The following is an 18,184-nucleotide window of genomic DNA, read 5'->3' as shown; positions in this document are numbered from 1 at the left end:
CAAGGCGAGTTACCTTATGCCAAGCAGGGGGTTTTCAGCCGCGCGGACGCATGGTGTTGCGGGCGATGCGGGCCACCAGTACGCCCATGCCAGCATGGTTCGCGCCATGGTAGCTGGAGCCGGTTTCGAGTTCCGCTACAAGTCGTCGATGCGCTTCGGCCAACGAATGGTAGGGCATCGAGGGCATGAGGTGGTGCAATGCATGATAGCGCAGACCGACCGGCGCCCACAGCTCGGCAATGCGACCCGGAGGCGGGATGTTGACGCTGTCGAGGAACTGGGCAGTGACGGTCATCGCCTCGCCCTCGTTCTCCCACAAATGGGCGACCAGAGTGCGCAGCTGGTTGAGCAACGCCACGAGTGAGGCGACTGCAAAAGCGACCAGCAGCGGTTTCCAGCCGAATGCGAACACGCTGCCGATCAGCGCCCAACTCCACAGCATGCCCATCAGCTCCAGCCAGAAAACCCGCCGCCGCAGATCGCCCTCGGGCGGGCGACGACGAAAGTCCGGGTTGATAGCAAGCGCGCTTAACCGCTGCCAGGTGAACTGACGGATCGGAGGCATGATCGCCCCGAGCGGCACAAGGACGGCAAAGCGGAACAACAGCGCGGCGGGGGCCAGCAGCGCGATCAGCACGAAGGTCGGCAGGCTCCACGGCTTCATCAGCGCGAGCGGCAGGTATTCCGGATCCTCGACCGTGCCGTATTGCGTGCGCTTGTGATGGAGCGTGTGCACCTGTTCGTACATAAAAGACGGCGTCAGCATCGGCACGCCGACAAACGCATTCCACGCGGTACGGAAACCGGGCAGTGCACCGTTGCGGAAATGCGATATCTCATGGATGAACAGCAGCGCCCGGTAGAGCGCAAGGATAGACAGGATCGTAAGCGCGATCGCCACCGGCACGCTGTCGACGAGGATCGCGCCGGCCAGCGAGGCGTAACCGACAAGCGCCGAACCGACCATATCGGGCCAGTAGATGTCCGCACGGTGTTCGGCGATATCCTTGGTCAGGTCGCGTGCAGCGCGCAGCATCGCCTTGTCGTCGGGAATCTGCGCGTGCCAACCCGATCCCGCGTCGCGTCGCGAGACGATATCGGCAGCCGAAATCTGTGTCTGTTGCACGGTCATGGTCGATTTTCCTGAGAGGCCTCTAGCCGAAAACTCGCGCGCGATACAGCGCCGGGTGTCGATCATAGTGATCGGGACCCTGCGTTTCCTTGACAAAGATCGGCTAGCGCACACAGGGCTAATCCAAGCTGAACGAAGGTAACGCGCGAATGTCAGAGGGAAATGTGGTGATCGAGCCGGTCGAAGGCAAGAAGGGACGCGCCGAGTTCGTCGACATTGGCCGTGCCTTCGCCGCGCGCGAACCGCATTGGGTGCCGCAACTGCGATCCGAGCAGCTCGAACTGGTCGATCCCGGCAAAAACCCCTTTTTCGGCCATGCCTCGCACCAGCTGTTCATCGCGCGTCGCGGCCGAAAGGCGGTGGGTCGTATCTCGGCGCATATCGATCGCCTCGCGCTCGAATTGCCGCGCGAGCAAGGCTTCGGCCCTGGAGCGGGAATGTTCGGCTATTTCGATGCCGCGGACGAAACGATCGCCCATGCGATGCTTGATAAGGCCGAGGAATGGTTGCGCAGTCAGGGCATGGATCGCGCGATCGGCCCGATTTCGATGTCGATTTGGGAAGAGCCTGGCCTGCTCGTGAAAGGGCAGGATCACGACCCGATGATCATGATGGGACACCATCCGGCGATCTACCGGGAATGGATCGAACGCGCTGGCTACGCGCGTTCGAAGACATTGCTGACTTACGATCTCGACGTGTCGATCGATTTCCCGCCCCTGGTCCGACGCATAGTGCAGTCGGGCAAACGCAACGACCGGATCACAGTCCGCCCCGTCGACGTGAAACGCTGGGACGACGAGGTCGAAACTATCCTCTCCATCCTCAACGACGCCTGGTCGAAGAACTGGGGCTTCGTGCCATTCACCAATGCCGAAATCGCCTATGCCGGCAAGAAACTGAAGCCGATCATCCATCCCGATCTCAACGTGATCGCCGAAATCGACGGGCGGCCGATGGCGTTTATGCTGACCTTCCCAGATCTCAACGGTGTGCTGCGCAAGGTGAATGGAAAGCTTCTGCCGTTGGGCTGGTTCCATATTCTGCGATGGATGCGCAAGCCCATGGGCGCGGGGATGCGCGTGCCGCTGATGGGCGTACTGAAGGAACTCCACAATTCTCGGCTCGCCAGCCAGCTCGCCTTCATGATGATCAGCCAGATCCGCGATGCTGCTACGGAGAAGTTCGGTGCCCGGCGCGCGGAGATCGGTTGGATTCTCGATGACAATCAGGGAATGATGGCAATTGCCGATGCCATCGACAGTACCGTGAACCGCGAATATGCCATCTTCGAGAAGCCGCTACTGTCCTGACGCTTCCGGGCTGTCGCAATTGCGCCACGTTGATGGACCGGAAGACAACCGCCGGGAACTGCGCCCGCCGCCGTTCCGTTCACATTTCAATCGCGATCTTCGCCCGGTTCAAGAGAGACGATGAAGCAGCCCGCCGCTACGACCAAGCACGAAAAGCTCCCGGCCCATGTGCTGGTTGTTGAAGACGATGCCGTGCTCGGCCTTACCATTGAAAATGCACTTCTCGATGCGGGTGTCGCTAAGGTCGCACTGTCCACTTCTACCGAGGAAGCTTTAAGGCATCTACGCGAAGATGGGCCCGACGTGATCGTACTCGATGTTCATTTGGCAGATCGCGACGATGGGTGGGCCATCGCCGAACTGGTCCGCACCTTGAGCCCGGATAGCCCCCGGATCATCTTCTCGACCGGCGCTCCGCAGGATATTCCGAAGAATATTGCCGCACTCGGCTGTATCCTCGAGAAACCGTACGATGCCGGCGTTCTGGTAAATCTGCTGCGTGAGCCCGAACGTAAAGGCATCATTTCCCGCTTGCGGAGCGCTCTGCGCTAGCCTGCCATTTGTCGATGCACTTCCCGAGATAGACGAGCCACGAAAAAAGGCCCCCGCTGTTTCCAACGGGGGCCTTTCGGGATCGTATCACCAGCCGCTTGGACGGGAGGGGGGGGTCTCGGCGGTGACATAGAGGATACGCGCCGCCCGGATTAGGGTTCCCGGAGGCCGAAAATTTTTTCCTTAAGGGTAAGATCCGGTCAAATGAACGGCCGGCACCTTTCGCTGTCCCAGTCGAACTGAGCATAATCGGCGGCCTTCGTCAGGTCGGGAACGCAAATTTCGCGCGATTTCCATTGGACCAGTCCCTCCCGCTCCAATTGCCTCAGGGTCCGGTTGGTATGAACCAGCGACAAACCCAGCATATCGGCAATCTGCGACTGCGTTATCGGCAGCGCAACGACATTGCTGTCGTCAGCCAGGCATGTCGATTGTGCGCGAGCGATCAGCCAGACCGCGAGATATGTCACCCGCTCGCGAGCATTGCGCTGGCCCAATGAAACGATATGCCCCTCGAGCGCAGTTTCCTCCTTCGCCGCCAGCCAGGTAATGTCATAGGCAAGACTGGGGAGGCTGGAGACAAGATTTGCAAAATCGCCTCGGTTGAACCGGCAAACCCGCGCATCGATCAGCGCCTCGATCGTATGGCTGGAAGGTTCATCGAAAGCCCCTTGTAGACCGATGAGATCGCCGGGGAACATGAAGTTCACAATCTGGCGGCGCCCGTCCTCAAGCGAGCGCGAGCGGATCAGAACGCCCTCGAGAAGAGTATAAAGCCGGTCGTGTTCGCCCCCTTCATCGATCAGCACATCGCCTCGGTCGAGCCTGACTTCGCCGCCCTTGAACGCCTGCATGTACTTAAGTTGGCGTTCGTCGAGTCGACGCAGGCCCGAACACGATTGCAACGGACACTGTGGACAGGGTATGGGAACAGCTACGTCGTGCAAGGCCATCGTCTCCCCATTAACGATACTATCGCGTTGGCATGCCCTTGAAAAAGCTCGCTTGTCAAACGGTGGCTTGCGGGCGGCCCGCTCGGAACCTAAGCCGGCACCGGACGTTTGAAGCGCGCACCTTAAGGAAGGGGTCTAAATGTCGCTTGGTGATCAGATTGCTCGTAACCTGCCGTATCTTCGCCGCTATGCGCGTGCGCTGACCGGCTCGCAGGCCACGGGCGACGCATTCGTACGTGCCACGCTGGAAGCCGCACTGGCGGATAGCGAATTGAAACAATCGCTCGAAGGGGGCCGTGTTCCGCTGTACCGCGCCTTTAACAAAGTCTGGTCGAGCGCCTATCTGGACGTACCGGAAACGGTAGGCGGCGATGGCCATGAAGATGCCGCGCAATACAGGCTGAAATCGGTTACTCCACTCAACCGTCAGGCGCTGTTGCTGACCACGCTGGAAGATTTTTCTGCCGAACAGGCCGGCGAGATCATGGACATCTCCGCGGAGAACATCGAGCGGCTAGCACAGGAAGCCATTGCCGAGATCGACAAGGAATCGGCGACCAGCGTGCTCATCATCGAAGACGAGCCGTTGATATCGATGCAACTCGAAGATCTTATCACGTCGCTTGGTCACGAGGTTTGCGGCACCGCCGCCACGCGCACCCAGGCCCAGGAAGTCGTGGCGGAAAAAACTCCCGGTCTCGTGCTGGCCGATATCCAGCTGGCGGACGGGTCGTCGGGCCTCGATGCGGTGGACGATATTCTGGCGATCAGCAGCGTGCCGGTGATCTTCATCACCGCCTATCCCGAACGTTTGCTGACCGGCGACCGGCCGGAGCCGACCTATCTGGTCACCAAGCCGTTCCAAGAGCAGACGGTACGCGCAGCGGTCAGTCAGGCACTGTTCTTCGGGTCGAGCCGCCCACTGGGCTGAACTCGCCGATACCATCGATTTCAAGGGAAAGCCCGGGCTTTTTTTAATGGCCCCGACCGCCGGGACCCTTCTTGCGCAATTCGAATTCGCTCGGTTCGCGTACCGGGACTAGCAGCGTGCAGCGCACGCCTTCCGGAACGAAATCGAGCTCGACCGGGTGTCGCAGTTCGTGTGCAACGATTTTCTCGATGAGATCGGTACCGAAGCCCCGGCGCCGGGGCATGCACACGGTCGGCCCGCCGCTTTCGACCCATTCGATCTTCGCCAAGGTGTCGTTGACCTGACTCCAGCGAACCGTGACACTGCCGCCCGGCACGCTCAGCGATCCGAATTTCGCCGCATTGGTGGCCAGTTCATGGATCGCTAGACCGAGCGACAAGGCGTCGTTCGGGGCCAACTCGGTATGCGGGCCGACCAGTTCGAGCTTCTGATCCTCGTCGCGTGCGTAGGGCGCAAGTTCGACTTCGACCACCGACCGGATCGGAGTGGTGCCCCATTCAGACTGGGTCAGCAGATCGTGGGTCGCAGAAAGTGCCCGAATACGGCCATCCAGGCCCTCGGCAAACTCGTCCAGACTGTCGGAACGGCGCTTTGTCAGCGAAATGATCGACAACACGTTGGCGAGCGTATTCTTGACCCGGTGGTTGAGTTCGCGAGTCAGCGAGTTGCGGATCGAGTTCTGCTCCTCGAACCAGATGATCGCCCGGCGATCTTCCAGCGTCTGCTGAGTCAGAAGGCGCGATACCAGCATCAGCAGGCTGGCGACGGCCAGTCCGAAGAGCAAAGTGATCATCGACATCGAGGATAGGCCTTCGACCCGGGCCGACTGCACTTCGAGCAACATGCGCCGATTGGCGACGCTGACTTCGCGCGCAACCGTGGGACGGCCCTCGATCCAAGCCTCGCTTTGCGCCAGCACGGCGCCATCGTTCGCCTCGCCGTCCCGCAGCCTGGCGCCAACCGTTTCATAGCTGACCAGATCGCCCGCCGAATCGAGGAATTGCGAGGCGTTGAACGGGCTGTAAATGAACCCCTTGAGATCCCTGCCCGTACTTAGCCCTTCGAACACCGGCATGTAGATCAGGAATCCGACCGCATCGCCTCCGCCCTCCTGGACCAGGACGATGGGACCACTGGCCGTCGGACGGTCATTCGCGGCCGCGAGGTCCATTGCTTTGCGCCGCACAGGCTCGGAATACATGTCATATCCCAGCGCGCGGCGATTGCGCATCGTGTCCGGCTGAAGATAGAGAATGGGGGTGAGGATTTCCCGGGGCCGTTGCTCAAGGCTCGGCACGACCGACTTATTGCCGACGCGGCTTGCACTCAGCCGCTCTTCGAATGCTGCCACCTGTTCCGCTCCGACTACCGGAGCCCACCCGATTCCTTCAGCGCCGCGATAATTGGCATCGAGCCGGAGTTCGGCGACAAACCGGCGAAACAACTCCGGCGTCACATCTTCCTGCGTCGAGAACAGCGCGGCGCCGGCGCGCAAATAGGCCGAGCTGGTATAGGCACGCCGTTCGATTGCCGACGTCATGGCCTGCGCCTTGCGAGATACGTCTGCCGCATCCCGCTCCAGCTCGCCTCGTTCGATAGAAAAGACGCTGAGTACTGTGATTGCGGTTACCAGCGCGAAAATCACCACCGGAATTCCGCGGGGATAGTCGATCAGCCAACGCCTTCGGCGCCCCTTGCGTTGGAGTTCTTCGGTGACCAGCTTCCTGCCCCTGACGATTTACCCGGCGATATAGTATGCTGCGCAGGCGGTTTGGTTCCGAAATGAGAGTGCCGGGAACACGGCCGGATCACGAGCGTTGTGCCATGCACATTGGGGATCGAATTTTCCGCAACCCGCGCCGGTATAGTCGGGTTGGCGGAGACGCACAGAAGGCACTATCTTTCAAGCCATGACGTCTGACACGCCGAAAAGCCCGCCTCCCGGTTCATCGCCCGGAGGCGGCAAGGAAAAGAATCCGGACTGGGCCAACGGCCTGAAACAACTCTACGATTCGGTCGTGGAAGAGCCGTTGCCGGACAGCTTTCAGGATCTGATCGACAAGCTGGATTCCAAAAGTTGATGGCGGCCGAGAAACGGACGGCCTCCGAACAGGCCGATTTCAAGCGCGAACTGACCGAAGTCGTACCGCATCTGCGTGCTTTTGCGCGCGGGCTCTGCGGACGGGCGGACATGGCCGACGATCTGGTCCAGGAAACCCTGCTTAAGGCATGGGCGGCACAGGACCGGTTCCAGCCCGGCACGAGCATGCGCGCCTGGACCTTCGTCATTCTCCGTAACGCCTACCTCACCGACATGCGGCGCAACCGCTTTCGCGGCGAGTACGACGAGACGGTAGCCGAGCGCGTGCTGACCGCACCGGCGGGACAGGAAGAGCCGATCCATCTGTCGGACATGCATCGTGCGCTGCTTACGCTCCCGCCCGAACGGCGCGAGGCGTTGCTGCTGGTCGGCGCAGGCGGCTTTTCTTACGAAGAGGCGGCCACGATCTGCGATTGCGCCGTCGGCACGATCAAAAGCCGCGTCGGTCGCGCTCGTGCCGCGCTCAACGCCATGCTCGCGGATGGGAATATTCCCCGGCGCTCGATCGACGATGATGCCGCGCACCGCGCCATTCTCGAAGAACTGGACGACGTGGCCGCAGGTCAGGGCTCCAGCCGCAGCTAGAAAATCTTTGCCGGTGCGCCGCTTGTCACAATTTGCGGTGCAGGGCAGATAGGCTGCGATGAGAGAAGGTGAGACACCGCAAGGGGGCGACGTACCGGCGCCGGGTCGCCGGTCGCGTCGGCTTGCCTTTGCCGAACAGGAATTGCGGCTGATCTCATCGCTCGTCCTCTTGATCGGACTCGGGCTTTTCTTCGCCCTGCCCTTCGTTCTTTCCATCGGCTCGGTCGTCTTTCTGCCGGTGGTAACTGCGCTCGTCCTGACGGTGATCCTGTCGCCGCTGGCGGACAAGTTGAATGGTTGGGGGCTGCCCAATGCGCTTGCAGCGCTATGCGCGCTGCTCATCTTCTTCGCCATCGTGGTGCTGGCGCTGGGGACGATCCTGCAACCCGCGATCGCGCTGTTCGACGATGTGCCCGCAATGGCGCAGCGCGTCATGACCCGTTTCGGCGAGGTTCGCGAGCAATTTGCCTGGATCGCGACTCTCAATGGACAGCTTGCCGCATTGATGAGCGCCGACAGCACGCGGGAAGTCGTGCTCGCCGCGCCGAGCCTGCTGGAGCAGGTCGCTTTCGCCACACCAAGTGTGATCCTCGAAATCGTGCTGACCCTGCTGATGGCCTATTTCATGATCGAAGCGCGCGTTCGCCTGCGCCAACGCCTGCTGTTCGGTCGAGCCAGTTTCGGCACCAGCATCAAGGCCGCGCGCGTCATTCGCGAGGTGCAGGACCGGGTCGCGGCCTATATTTTTACGGTCGGCTGGATCAATGCAGCGGTCGGCGTGGTGGTGGCGCTCGGCGCGTGGGCCTTGGGTGTCGATGCGCCGATCATGTGGGGCGGGCTGGCCGCCCTTCTCAACTTCCTGCCCTATGTCGGGCCGATCGTGATGATCGCGCTGCTCGGCCTGTTCGGCATCGGCACGGCAGATACTATCCCGCTCGGCCTTGTACCGGCACTGGCCTATCTGGCTTTACACACCATCGAAGCGAACTTTATCACGCCGTCGATCCTCGGTGCACGCTTCACGATGAACCCTGTCATGATCCTTATCGCCCTGTCCTATTTTACCTGGATCTGGGGTGTCTTCGGCGCGCTGCTATCGGTGCCTATCCTGCTGATGCTGACCGCGTTGTTCGATCACATCGGGAAGCCGAACCTCGTCGGCTTCGTATTCGGCGAACCGCTCTTCGCGACCAGCCTGTTCGACGAGCACGACAGCTCCAATTCCGCCGACCACTAATAAGCCCGCCGCCATGCTGGCGACGGGCCTTACGATCCTGGCGACAGGTCTCCGGTTAAGCAGGATATTTCCAGGTCGTACCGCGAGCGAGATTTTCACTCGCAAAACTCCAGTTGAGCTTGCCGTTCACTGCATCGAGATAGGCCGGGCGAGCGTTCTGGTGATCGAGATAATAGGCGTGTTCCCACAGGTCGATCACGAGCAGCGGGTTGGCCCCGCTCTGGTCGGCCAGAGTATCGCCGTCATGGGTTTCCTCGATCGACAATTTTCCGTCCTTGATCGCCAGCCAGACCCAACCGCTAGCGAAGTGGCCGGCACCGCGTTCGGCGAGCTTTTCTTTGAGTGCGTCGACCGAGCCGAAGGCATCGTCGATCATGCTCTTCAATTCGTCCGAAGCGCTGGTTTCCTCGGCCGCCATCGAATGCCAGTAGAAACCGTGGTTCCAGCTCTGCGCCGAATTGTTGAACAGTCCGGGATTGCTGCCGCGTGCCGCCGCAACGACCTCTTCCAGGCTCTTGCCTTGAAGGTCCGTGCCATCGATCGCCGCATTGGTCTTGTCGATATAGGCCTTGTGATGCTTGCCGTGGTGGAACGACAGTGTCTTGGCCGACACGGCGGGTTCGAGCGCAGTATCGTCATAAGGCAGGTCGATCAGCTCAAAAGCCATGGATTATCCCCTCTTGGGTTGGTGTGAAAGAATTCCGTTCTTGCGTCCCTAACGCCCCGACGGGCGCGTGGTTGCACATAGCCACGATATTGTGCGCGAAAAGGGGGGCGGACGGTCTTTTATTCGTCGCCCATTCGCGCCATGGGGTATCCGGCAATGGGAGATTTCCGCCACATGGCACGCAAGTTCTTCGGCACCGATGGCATTCGCGGACGCACGAACAAGGGCGTAATGACCGCCGCCACCGCTATGCGCGTCGGCCAGGCGGCCGGCACCCATTTCCTACGCGGCGATCATCGTCATCGCGTGGTGATCGGCAAGGATACCCGCCTGTCGGGCTACATGATGGAAAGTGCGCTGGTGGCGGGGTTCACCAGTGTGGGCATGGACGTGATCATGACGGGGCCGTTGCCGACGCCTGCCATCGCGCTGCTCACCAGGGAAATGCGCGCCGATCTGGGGGTGATGATTTCCGCCAGTCACAACCCGTTCGAGGACAATGGTATCAAGCTTTTCGGCCCCGACGGTTTCAAGCTGTCGGACGATGCCGAAGCCGCAATCGAGCACCTGCTGGAACACGAGCCGCCGCTGGTCGAACCGAGCCGCATAGGCCGCGCCCGGCGGATCGACGATGCGCGCGGGCGCTATATTCACGCGATCAAGCGGTCGGTGGCCAGCGATATCCGCTTCGACGATCTCAAAGTGGTGGTCGATTGTGCGAACGGTGCGGCATACCAGGTCGCGCCCAGCGCCATTTGGGAACTGGGCGCGAAAGTGATCGCCATGGGTGTCGAGCCCAACGGTACCAATATCAATGATGGGGTCGGCTCGACGTCGCTCGACGCGATCAAGGCGCGGGTTGTCGAGGAGGGCGCCGATATCGGCATTGCGCTGGACGGCGATGCCGACCGGCTGATCGTGATCGACGAAAAAGGCGAAACGATCGACGGCGATCAGATCATGGCACTCATCGCCAGTCGACTGAGAGCACGTGGCGACCTCAGCGGAGGTGGCGTGGTCGCGACGGTCATGTCGAATCTCGGCCTCGAACGCTATCTCGAAGGCATCGGACTGACGCTCGAACGGACCAAGGTTGGCGACCGTTATGTACTCGAACGGATGAAAGCAGGCGGGTTCAACGTCGGCGGCGAACAATCGGGCCACATGATCTTGCTCGACCACGGCACCACCGGCGACGGTACGGTTGCGGCACTACGTGTGCTCGCCAGCATGGTCCGTTCGGGCAAGCCGGCCAGCGAGTTGCTTCATGTCTTCGATCCGGTCCCGCAGCTGCTCAAGAACGTTCGCTATTCCGGCGGCAGGCCGTTGGAGAACGCAACGGTCAAGCAGGTCATCGCAGATTCCGAAGCCGAACTGATCGGCAGGGGACGTCTCGTGATCCGCCCCTCGGGAACAGAACCCGTGATTCGCGTTATGGCCGAGGGTGACGATGCGGCTCAGGTGGAAACGGTGGTTGACCGGATCTGCAACGCGGTTCGGGCCGCCATCTAGTGCCCGGGCCGGTCATAAATCTCGACGATGTTGAGTTCGACGATATCGAGGATAACGGCCTTTACGCTTCGCGTCGCGCCTTGTTCAGTGAAAGCATCGGTGCGCGCGATCTTGGCTATAACCTCACCGTGGTTCCGCCGGGAAAGGTGCAGTGTCCGTTCCATGCACACCATGCCGAAGAGGAAATGTTCTTGATACTCCAAGGGATCGGCACGCTCAGATTCGGAAGTGAAACCTATCTATTGCGTGCCCGCGATGTCGTCTCTTGCCCCACCGGTGGGCCCGAAGTCGCTCATCAGATAGTCAACACCGGCGATGCCGATCTTGTATATCTCGCGGTGTCCACGCTGGCCAAGGTTGAAGCTTGCGAATATCCGGATTCGGGCAAGGTGTCGATCTATAGCCCCGGCGGTACCGGAATTCGGCATATCTTCTGCAGTTCCGACAGCGTAGAGTATTACACGGGCGAACAAGGAACTGCCGATGCTTGAAATGCGGCCCGATTGCGAGCGGTGCGGCAGCGACCTACCTGCCGAAAGCCCCGGAGCCTTTATCTGTAGCTTCGAATGTACATTCTGCGCGACATGTGCGGGCGAGCTTGATGATATCTGCCCCAATTGCGGCGGTGAGCTGATGGATCGCCCGACGCGTGCGCGGCATTTGCATGAGAAATATCCGCCCAGCGACCTGCGGAAGTTCAAGGCTTGAGCGAAAACTCCGCCCCTCCCCGCATCCTGTCGATTGCCGGTTCAGACAGTTCGGGCGGAGCAGGCATACAAGCTGACATCAAGACCATAACCATGCTCGGCGGCTATGCGATGACCGCCATCACTGCCGTAACTGCGCAGAACACGCGCGGCGTCCAAGGCGTGGAAGCGCTTCCCCCACAATTCGTCCTGGCGCAAGTCGAAAGCTGCCTGTCGGACATCGGCGCCGATGCGATCAAGATCGGTATGCTCGGCTCGCCCGCGACCGCCCGATTGCTGGCGGAACGGCTCGACACTTTTGCCGGACCCATAGTGTTTGACCCCGTCATGGTCGCGACGAGCGGCTCGGTGCTGGCCGATGAGGACACGATTGCCGGCTTCGCCGCGCTGATGGACATCGCCACCATCGTGACCCCCAATCTACCCGAGCTGGAGGTATTAACGAGCCGCACACCAATAGCCGGCGACGAAGTGTACGACGCAGCCGCGGCGTTGGCCAAGCGGCATGGTATGCAGGTGCTCGCCAAAGGCGGCCACAGTGGTGACGAGACACAGGTGATCGATCGGGCCGTCTCGCCGAACGGCAAACTCGCCAGCTTCGCTCATTCCCGGATCGAGACGCGGCACACCCATGGTACCGGCTGCACACTCTCGGCAGCGCTGGCGACCATGCTAGGCTATCGCCAACCGCTAACCCACGCCATCCGCATCGCGCGAGCCTTCACGCACGCTGCGATCGAAAACGCACCAGGTTTGGGAACAGGCTCGGGCCCTTTGGGCCATCAGGCCGTGCGCAAGCTGAGACCGTCGGAAGAGTCTTAGCGATCCAGCTTGTAGAACGCGCTGATATGGCCCCAGGCCTCCTCGGCGTCTTCGCACCAGCGGAATAGATCGAGATCCTTCTTCGAAATCGTCCCCTCATCGGCCAGCGCGTCGAAATCGATGACGCGGGTCCAGAAATCCTTGCCGAACAGCAGGATCGGCATGGGCTTCATCTTGCCCGTCTGGATCAGGGTGAGGAGTTCGAAAAACTCATCGAAGGTGCCGAACCCGCCAGGGAACACCGCCACCGCCCTTGCGCGCAGCAGGAAATGCATCTTGCGCAGCGCGAAATAGTGGAAGTTCAGCGAAAGATACGGCGTGACATACCGGTTCGGTGCCTGTTCGTGCGGCAGAATGATATTGAGCCCGATGCTCTCGGCACCTGCATCGCTAGCCCCCTTGTTGGCCGCTTCCATGATCGAGGGGCCCCCGCCCGAGCACACTACGAACTGGCGCTTGCTATCCTCGATGATCGACTTCTCGCTGGCGATTCTCGCCAGCTTGTAAGCCTCGGCGTAATATTTGCTCTTCTTGGCGAGATTCTCGACCACTCGCCGCTCTTCCTCGGGCAGGTCCTTCGCACCTTCGAGCGCGGTTTCGCAAGCCTCCGGCGGGGGAATACGGGCGCTGCCATACATCACCAGCGTGGAACCCACGCCGGCTTCGTCGAGCAGCATTTCGGGTTTGAGCAGTTCGAGTTGGAAACGCACCGGCCGAAGTTCGTCGCGGAGCAGGAAATCCGTATCCTGGAACGCCAGCCGATAAGCGGGATGCGCGGTCTGCGGCGTCTGGTTTAGCTGGGTCTTTTCGAATTCGGCTTCTTTGTCGGCCGTGTAGAACTTGCGATCCGAAAGGTCGCGTTCGCTTTTCTTGTCGGTCATGGCCCGCCCGATAGGCCCCGGGCGGGCGGCGCACAAGCACCGATGTACAAGGTAATGGCAGGGGTGACAGGATTCGAACCCGTGGCCCTCGGTTTTGGAGACCGATGCTCTACCAGCTGAGCTACACCCCTGCAGGAAGGGCGCGCATTAGTATGGTGGCCGGCGCTTGGCAAGGCGCATATCGCTCGGTTCGATGAAGTGCTATCATCGCAGACGATGCACGCCCCTGCCTCCTCCCGCATTCCGATCGAACTGCTGCTGCGCGGCTATCACGGCGGGGTCTTTCCCATGGCCGATCACCGCACCGATCCCGAAGTGTACTGGGTCGAACCTCGGGAGCGGGCAATCATCCCGCTTGATGGTTTCCGCCTGTCGAAAAGCCTGAGGAAGACACTCAGGCAGGATCGTTTCCGCGTGACTTGTAATGCCGATTTCGCAGCCGTCATCGCAGCATGCGCCGCTCCACGCGAAGAGCATGCGGAAAGCTGGATCAGCCACCGGATCGAAGCGAGCTACAACGCGCTGCATATGGCCGGCCACGCTCATTCGATCGAATGCTGGCGGGACGGGGAACTGGTCGGAGGTCTTTACGGCGTATCTTTCGATCGCGTATTCTGCGGCGAGAGCATGTTCAGCCGCACGGCCGATGCCAGCAAGGTGGCACTGGCATGGCTGGTAGCCGCGATGCACGAGGCAGGCTACGCCTTGCTCGACTGTCAGTTCATGACCGAGCACCTTGCATCCATGGGCGCGGTTGCGCTTCCGCAGTTGCGATACATGGACTTGTTGGCCGCAGCCGACGGTTACGCTGCAGCTTCGCTGCCCGACGCGGTCTGGCGATTCGGCGCGGCCTCTTCGCCCGGGAAGTCCATCGTGCAATCCTTGACCCAGACATCGTAGATCGGATGTTCGACCACGTTCAGGCTCGGCGAGTTCTTGAACAGCCAGCCCGAAAAGACTTTGCGGAATTGATCTTCCGTGCCGCGCTGCCTGACCAATAGCTGCACGAAAGCGCCCGTTTCCTTGGGCATTTCCCATGGGGCCGTGCGTTCGCAGGCTTGCAAGCGAACAATCACGTCGCCCACGCGCCGTTCTTCGCCGGGCCGCATTTCGAGATCCTGACTGACATTGTTGCGCTTGTTGAGCAGGCCCAACTTGGCGACGCGTTCCTGCATTGGTGTCCCGATGTCCGCTTCTTCCGCGGGCTGCTCGGGCATTTCCACCTGCTGCACGCTGTCGGGGATCGTAGTCCGGATCGCGTCTTCAGGCTCGGCCGATTCTTGCCCGCAGGCCACAAGCGCCGCTGTCGTGGCGAGAAGGGCAAACGCCCTGCGCATCATCACGCTTCTGGCGACCAGGCTTCGTAATCGCCCGTTGCCTTGGCGCGCTTCCCGCCCCGTTCGAGTGCTCCCGCCGGACGATAGGCTGCAACTGTGCCCGTGGCATTTGGCGTATAATCCACTTCCCAGATGCGAGCGGGCGGCAGATTGCTTTCGGGAATGTCGTCGAACGCGCCGTGCAGCCAGCCATGCCATTCGCTCGGCACGCGGCTTGCATCATTGGCACCATCGTAGATCACCCAGCGCCGCTCGCGACCGTCACCGGCTTTCTTCTTCGAGCGGTAATATTTGTTGCCCTGCGCATCGGTGCCGACATGCTCCCCGTTGCGTGAGGACCACAGGAGCGTGCCGATCGTGGCACCGTCCCACCAGGTGAAAATCTTGCCGAGGAAGTTCATGGTCGCGCGGTTAGCGGATTCGCACGCGCTGGCCAAGCCATTCGATGCTTACCATTCGACCAGATCGCCGGCCTCGATACCAAGCTCTTCCGCGCGGCCGCCGCGCAACTCGAGCACGCCGAGCACTGGGCCGACCGAATAGACCGATTCGAGCGAATAAGGTTCGGTCATGGCGGCGATGTTGGAAATGCGGCTATCCGGGCCAACAAAGATGATGTCGAGCGACAGCGGGGTGTTCTTCATCCAGAAACTTTGGGCAGTGTTTCCGTCATGCGGGAAAATCATCCCTTCGAAGTCGCCGAGCTCGGTCCGGAACATAAGCCCCTTCGCTTGAGCCTCGCGCGTATCCGCTACCTCGACCCGAAAACCGATGCGTTCATCGCCGCGCATAACCGTCAGCGGAATGATCTTCAGCCCCGAAACGGGATGAACGTCCGGTGCGGCAGTCTCGGTGACCGAAACAGCCTTGTCCGCCGGGGATTCGGCCTGTGTCTGCGGCGAGCAGGCAACGAGCGCTCCCAAGCCAGCAAATGTGCAAAGACCCTTTACCCAGATTCGTCGGCTACTTCTGCGAGCCATAATTCCAACTCCTCGACAGTGCGGGCATCGATCACGCACCGTACAATCTCGAAGTCATGGCCCGCGCGCACCATAGCCGCAAGCTGCTTTTCACGCCGTCTACGCCCTTCCTCGGCGTCTGTATCGCGCATTTCCCCGAACGGTCCGAAGCGTCGCTTGCGCGCCAGAATCAGGGCGGCCTGGCGCCTCTGCGGCTCGCCCGGTTGCAAAGAGTCGCGCAAATCCTCGGCGACTCCGGCGGACCGCAGGCTTTGCTCGACCCTTCGCGATCCGTAGCCCCGCGCGGTGAGGTCGCTTGCCTTGGCGCGACCATAGGCGGCATCATCCACATAGCCCTTGTCGACGAATTTCGAGACGAGCGAGTCAATATCAGGCAGTTCTTCGTCAACGAAGCCACGTTCGCGCAGTTTGCGCTCGAGATAGGCCCTGAGCTTGCCCGTACTGGTTGCAAAGCGTGCGACATAAGCAACCGCCAGTTCCTCCAATCGGGTGCGATCAAGCGGTTTTGTCCGGCGGCGAGTACGACCGAATGTTGCGCGTTCATCATCCATCGGCCATATTCCTGCCACAGTCCTTTAAGAATGGGAAACGCGGGAGCATGCGCAGCCGCCGGTTTGCGCATGGACAAAGCAACGAGATAGGCCGCAAGGCTCCAGCTATTCACGGGTACCGCCGAAAATTATGACCGACGCCGAACTTTCGCCGACGCCGAACGATTGCGACCTGCCACGCCGCCGTTCGGAATTCGCGACCTTCAACGAGGCCATCGATTACGCTGCACGCAGCGCCAAGGGCCTCAATTTTCACGATATGCGTGGGACGCTGGAACGCGTCTATCCCTACGCGCAAATGCGCGAAGATGCGCTTCAGGCTGCCTATCGCCTCGTCGAGATGGGGATCGAGAAGGAAGATCGCGTAGCGCTGGTGGCCGAAACCAGCCCCGAATTCGCCGCGCTGTTCTGCGCTTGCACGCTCATGGGTGCCTGGCCCGTTCCCCTACCGCTGCCGACGACCTTCGGCGGCAAGGACAGCTATATCGACCAGCTTTCCGTCCAACTGGAAAGTTCCGACCCGAAAATACTGATCTACCCGGGCGAAATTGCCGAGATGGCCAAGGCAGCCGCGGATAGGCAGGGCTGCGCCGGCGAAAGCTGGGAAGATTTCGCACTGCGCCCCGCTCCTGAAAGCACTCTGCCCGAAGCGGTGCCCGGCGACATCTGCTATTTGCAATATTCGTCGGGCTCCACCCGTTTCCCGACTGGCGTTGCGGTGACGCACGAAGCTTTGCTTCACAATCTGCGCGGCCATGCGGAGTCGATGCATATCGGCACTAACGACCGCGTGGTGAGCTGGCTGCCCTGGTATCACGATATGGGGCTGGTCGGCTGCTTCCTGTCGCTCGTCGCCAACCAGGTCTCGGTCGACTACCTGCGGACCGAGCATTTCGCCCGTCGGCCGCTCGCTTGGCTCGACCTGATCAGCCGTAACGAAGGCACCACGCTGAGCTATTCCCCAACCTTTGGCTACGACATCTGCGCCCGGCGCATTTCCAGCCAAAGCCATGTCGAGGACCGCTTCGATCTGTCGCGCTGGCGCGTGGCGGGCAATGGCGCGGACATGATCCGGCCCGACGTCATGCAGAACTTCGTCAACGCCTTCGCCAATGCCGGTTTTCAGGCGAGCAGTTTCAATCCCAGCTACGGCCTCGCGGAAGCGACGCTTGCCGTCACCGTCATGCCGCCGGGAGAAGGCATTCGGGTGGAACTGGTCGAGGAGGAGCGCCTTTCGGGCCGTCCACGCGATCTTTCGAAACCCGCGCGCTATCGCGCGATCGTCAACTGCGGCAAGCCGATCCCGGGGATGGAGGTCGAAATCCGCGGTGAAAACGACGCGATCAAGGGCGACCACCAGATCGGCAAGGTCTGGTGTCGCGGCAAAAGCGTTATGCATTCCTATTTCCGCAACGAAGAGGCAACCCAAGACTGCCTGGTCGATGGTTGGTTGGACACGGGCGACATGGGCTACATGACCGATGGCTATCTGTTTATCGTCGGCCGTGCGAAGGACATGATCATAATCAACGGCAAGAATCTGTGGCCGCAGGATATCGAATGGGCGGTCGAACAATTGCCGGGCTTCAACCATGGCGACATCGCCGCATTTTCTATCGATACCGAGGGCGGGGAAGAGGCGCCTGCCGTACTCGTCCATTGCCGCGTGTCCGATCCCGAGGAACGCGTCAAGCTGCGCGACCAGATTGCCGACAAGGTGCGCGGAGTTACCGGCATGAGCTGTGTCGTCGAACTCGTTCCACCGCGTACCTTGCCGCGCACAAGTTCGGGCAAACTGAGCCGGGCAAAGGCCAAGAAGCAGTACCTCGCAGGCGAAATCATACCGCTCGATCTTGCTGCCTGATCTCGGCGCAAAGCGTAGAATTGCCTTGCGCTCGCCCGCCGGGGCGCGGCACTATCGCT

Annotated in this window: 21 protein-coding genes and 1 tRNA gene; 12 read left to right on the top strand and 10 right to left on the bottom strand. The window is 60.9% G+C overall.

The window, feature by feature from the left end; translation table 11 throughout:
* Positions 1 to 34: 34 nt before the first annotated feature.
* Positions 35 to 1,132, bottom strand: a complete 1,098-nt coding sequence (locus tag K3174_RS10240) for a fatty acid desaturase family protein (protein ID WP_221558167.1) — start codon at positions 1,130 to 1,132, stop codon at positions 35 to 37.
* 149 nt (positions 1,133 to 1,281) lie between these two features.
* Between K3174_RS10240 and K3174_RS10235 the strand changes: the two genes are divergently transcribed.
* Entirely contained in the window at positions 1,282 to 2,445 is a 1,164-nt protein-coding gene (locus K3174_RS10235; protein ID WP_221558166.1) for an N-acetyltransferase, read from the top strand.
* Positions 2,446 to 2,565: 120 nt separating this feature from the next.
* Positions 2,566 to 2,997 (top strand): response regulator, encoded by a 432-nt coding sequence (locus K3174_RS10230; protein WP_221558165.1) that lies wholly within the window; start codon positions 2,566 to 2,568, stop codon positions 2,995 to 2,997.
* A gap of 200 nt (positions 2,998 to 3,197) precedes the next feature.
* Here K3174_RS10230 and K3174_RS10225 read toward each other — a convergent pair whose 3' ends face one another.
* Positions 3,198 to 3,851, bottom strand: a complete 654-nt coding sequence (locus K3174_RS10225) for a Crp/Fnr family transcriptional regulator (RefSeq protein ID WP_221558164.1) — start codon at positions 3,849 to 3,851, stop codon at positions 3,198 to 3,200.
* A 238-nt stretch (positions 3,852 to 4,089) separates the two neighbouring features.
* On the opposite strand from K3174_RS10225, the gene K3174_RS10220 reads away from it, so the two are divergent.
* The gene (locus K3174_RS10220) at positions 4,090 to 4,881 is read left to right on the top strand and encodes a response regulator (RefSeq protein ID WP_221558163.1); all 792 of its coding nucleotides are present in this window, start codon (positions 4,090 to 4,092) and stop codon (positions 4,879 to 4,881) included.
* A 43-nt stretch (positions 4,882 to 4,924) separates the two neighbouring features.
* On the opposite strand, the gene K3174_RS10215 is transcribed toward K3174_RS10220, so the two are convergent.
* The gene (locus K3174_RS10215; protein ID WP_345719622.1) at positions 4,925 to 6,526 is read right to left on the bottom strand and encodes a CHASE domain-containing protein; all 1,602 of its coding nucleotides are present in this window, start codon (positions 6,524 to 6,526) and stop codon (positions 4,925 to 4,927) included.
* A 265-nt stretch (positions 6,527 to 6,791) separates the two neighbouring features.
* Between K3174_RS10215 and K3174_RS10210 the strand changes: the two genes are divergently transcribed.
* Genes K3174_RS10210 through K3174_RS10200 form a run of 3 tightly spaced genes read left to right on the top strand, consistent with a single transcriptional unit; the run spans position 6,792 to position 8,804 of the window.
* The gene (locus K3174_RS10210) at positions 6,792 to 6,962 is read left to right on the top strand and encodes a NepR family anti-sigma factor (RefSeq protein WP_221558162.1); all 171 of its coding nucleotides are present in this window, start codon (positions 6,792 to 6,794) and stop codon (positions 6,960 to 6,962) included.
* Positions 6,962 to 7,567: a sigma-70 family RNA polymerase sigma factor gene (locus K3174_RS10205; RefSeq protein WP_221558161.1), complete on the top strand. Its 606-nt coding sequence runs from the start codon at positions 6,962 to 6,964 to the stop codon at positions 7,565 to 7,567. The genes K3174_RS10210 and K3174_RS10205 overlap by 1 nt, the downstream gene beginning before the upstream one ends.
* Positions 7,568 to 7,625: 58 nt before the next feature.
* Entirely contained in the window at positions 7,626 to 8,804 is a 1,179-nt protein-coding gene (locus K3174_RS10200; protein ID WP_221558160.1) for an AI-2E family transporter, read from the top strand.
* Between the two features lie 55 nt (positions 8,805 to 8,859).
* Here K3174_RS10200 and K3174_RS10195 read toward each other — a convergent pair whose 3' ends face one another.
* Positions 8,860 to 9,471 carry a superoxide dismutase gene (locus tag K3174_RS10195; protein ID WP_221558159.1) on the bottom strand — a complete coding sequence of 204 codons (612 nt, stop codon included), beginning with the start codon at positions 9,469 to 9,471 and terminating at the stop codon, positions 8,860 to 8,862.
* Positions 9,472 to 9,645: 174 nt separating this feature from the next.
* On the opposite strand from K3174_RS10195, the gene glmM reads away from it, so the two are divergent.
* From glmM to thiD, 4 genes are read left to right on the top strand one after another with little or no spacing between them, the layout of a single operon-like run.
* Positions 9,646 to 10,983, top strand: a complete 1,338-nt coding sequence (gene glmM, locus K3174_RS10190; RefSeq protein WP_221558158.1) for a phosphoglucosamine mutase — start codon at positions 9,646 to 9,648, stop codon at positions 10,981 to 10,983.
* Positions 10,983 to 11,474, top strand: coding sequence for a cupin domain-containing protein (locus K3174_RS10185; protein WP_221558157.1), 492 nt, complete (start codon positions 10,983 to 10,985; stop codon positions 11,472 to 11,474). The genes glmM and K3174_RS10185 overlap by 1 nt, the downstream gene beginning before the upstream one ends.
* Complete coding sequence (locus K3174_RS10180; protein ID WP_221558156.1) at positions 11,467 to 11,691, top strand: DUF1272 domain-containing protein; 225 nt, start codon at positions 11,467 to 11,469, stop codon at positions 11,689 to 11,691. Before K3174_RS10185 ends, K3174_RS10180 begins: the two co-directional genes overlap by 8 nt.
* A complete protein-coding gene (thiD, locus tag K3174_RS10175; protein ID WP_221558155.1) occupies positions 11,688 to 12,512 on the top strand; it encodes a bifunctional hydroxymethylpyrimidine kinase/phosphomethylpyrimidine kinase in 825 nt (274 codons plus the stop codon). The genes K3174_RS10180 and thiD overlap by 4 nt, the downstream gene beginning before the upstream one ends.
* Here thiD and K3174_RS10170 read toward each other — a convergent pair.
* Together K3174_RS10170 and K3174_RS10165 are read right to left on the bottom strand one after the other, a co-directional pair.
* Entirely contained in the window at positions 12,509 to 13,393 is an 885-nt protein-coding gene (locus K3174_RS10170; RefSeq protein ID WP_221558154.1) for an LOG family protein, read from the bottom strand. The two genes, thiD and K3174_RS10170, sit on opposite strands and share 4 nt — an antisense overlap.
* Before the next feature lie 55 nt (positions 13,394 to 13,448).
* Positions 13,449 to 13,524, bottom strand: a tRNA-Trp gene (locus K3174_RS10165).
* 85 nt (positions 13,525 to 13,609) lie between these two features.
* Here K3174_RS10165 and aat point away from each other — a divergent pair.
* Positions 13,610 to 14,293, top strand: coding sequence for a leucyl/phenylalanyl-tRNA--protein transferase (gene aat / locus K3174_RS10160; RefSeq protein WP_221558153.1), 684 nt, complete (start codon positions 13,610 to 13,612; stop codon positions 14,291 to 14,293).
* Here the strand turns inward: aat and K3174_RS10155 are convergent.
* Genes K3174_RS10155 through K3174_RS10140 form a run of 4 tightly spaced genes read right to left on the bottom strand, consistent with a single transcriptional unit; the run spans position 14,197 to position 16,261 of the window.
* Entirely contained in the window at positions 14,197 to 14,733 is a 537-nt protein-coding gene (locus K3174_RS10155; RefSeq protein WP_247712066.1) for a DUF2155 domain-containing protein, read from the bottom strand. The genes aat and K3174_RS10155 overlap by 97 nt on opposite strands.
* Positions 14,733 to 15,131, bottom strand: a complete 399-nt coding sequence (locus K3174_RS10150; protein WP_221558152.1) for an NADH:ubiquinone oxidoreductase subunit NDUFA12 — start codon at positions 15,129 to 15,131, stop codon at positions 14,733 to 14,735. The genes K3174_RS10155 and K3174_RS10150 overlap by 1 nt, the downstream gene beginning before the upstream one ends.
* Before the next feature lie 48 nt (positions 15,132 to 15,179).
* A complete protein-coding gene (locus tag K3174_RS10145; protein WP_247712065.1) occupies positions 15,180 to 15,653 on the bottom strand; it encodes a DUF192 domain-containing protein in 474 nt (157 codons plus the stop codon).
* A gap of 23 nt (positions 15,654 to 15,676) precedes the next feature.
* On the bottom strand, positions 15,677 to 16,261 hold the full coding sequence (locus tag K3174_RS10140; RefSeq protein ID WP_221558150.1) for a regulatory protein RecX: 585 nt from the start codon (positions 16,259 to 16,261) through the stop codon (positions 15,677 to 15,679).
* 130 nt (positions 16,262 to 16,391) lie between these two features.
* Here K3174_RS10140 and K3174_RS10135 point away from each other — a divergent pair, with 130 nt between their 5' ends.
* Positions 16,392 to 18,125 carry a fatty acyl-AMP ligase gene (locus tag K3174_RS10135; protein ID WP_221558149.1) on the top strand — a complete coding sequence of 578 codons (1,734 nt, stop codon included), beginning with the start codon at positions 16,392 to 16,394 and terminating at the stop codon, positions 18,123 to 18,125.
* Positions 18,126 to 18,184 lie beyond the last annotated feature (59 nt).

Source organism: Qipengyuania qiaonensis, from assembly GCF_019711515.1.
Lineage (GTDB): Bacteria > Pseudomonadota > Alphaproteobacteria > Sphingomonadales > Sphingomonadaceae > Qipengyuania > Qipengyuania qiaonensis.
Note: the sequence above shows the minus strand (reverse complement) of the source record. Positions and strands in the feature narration are given on the sequence as shown.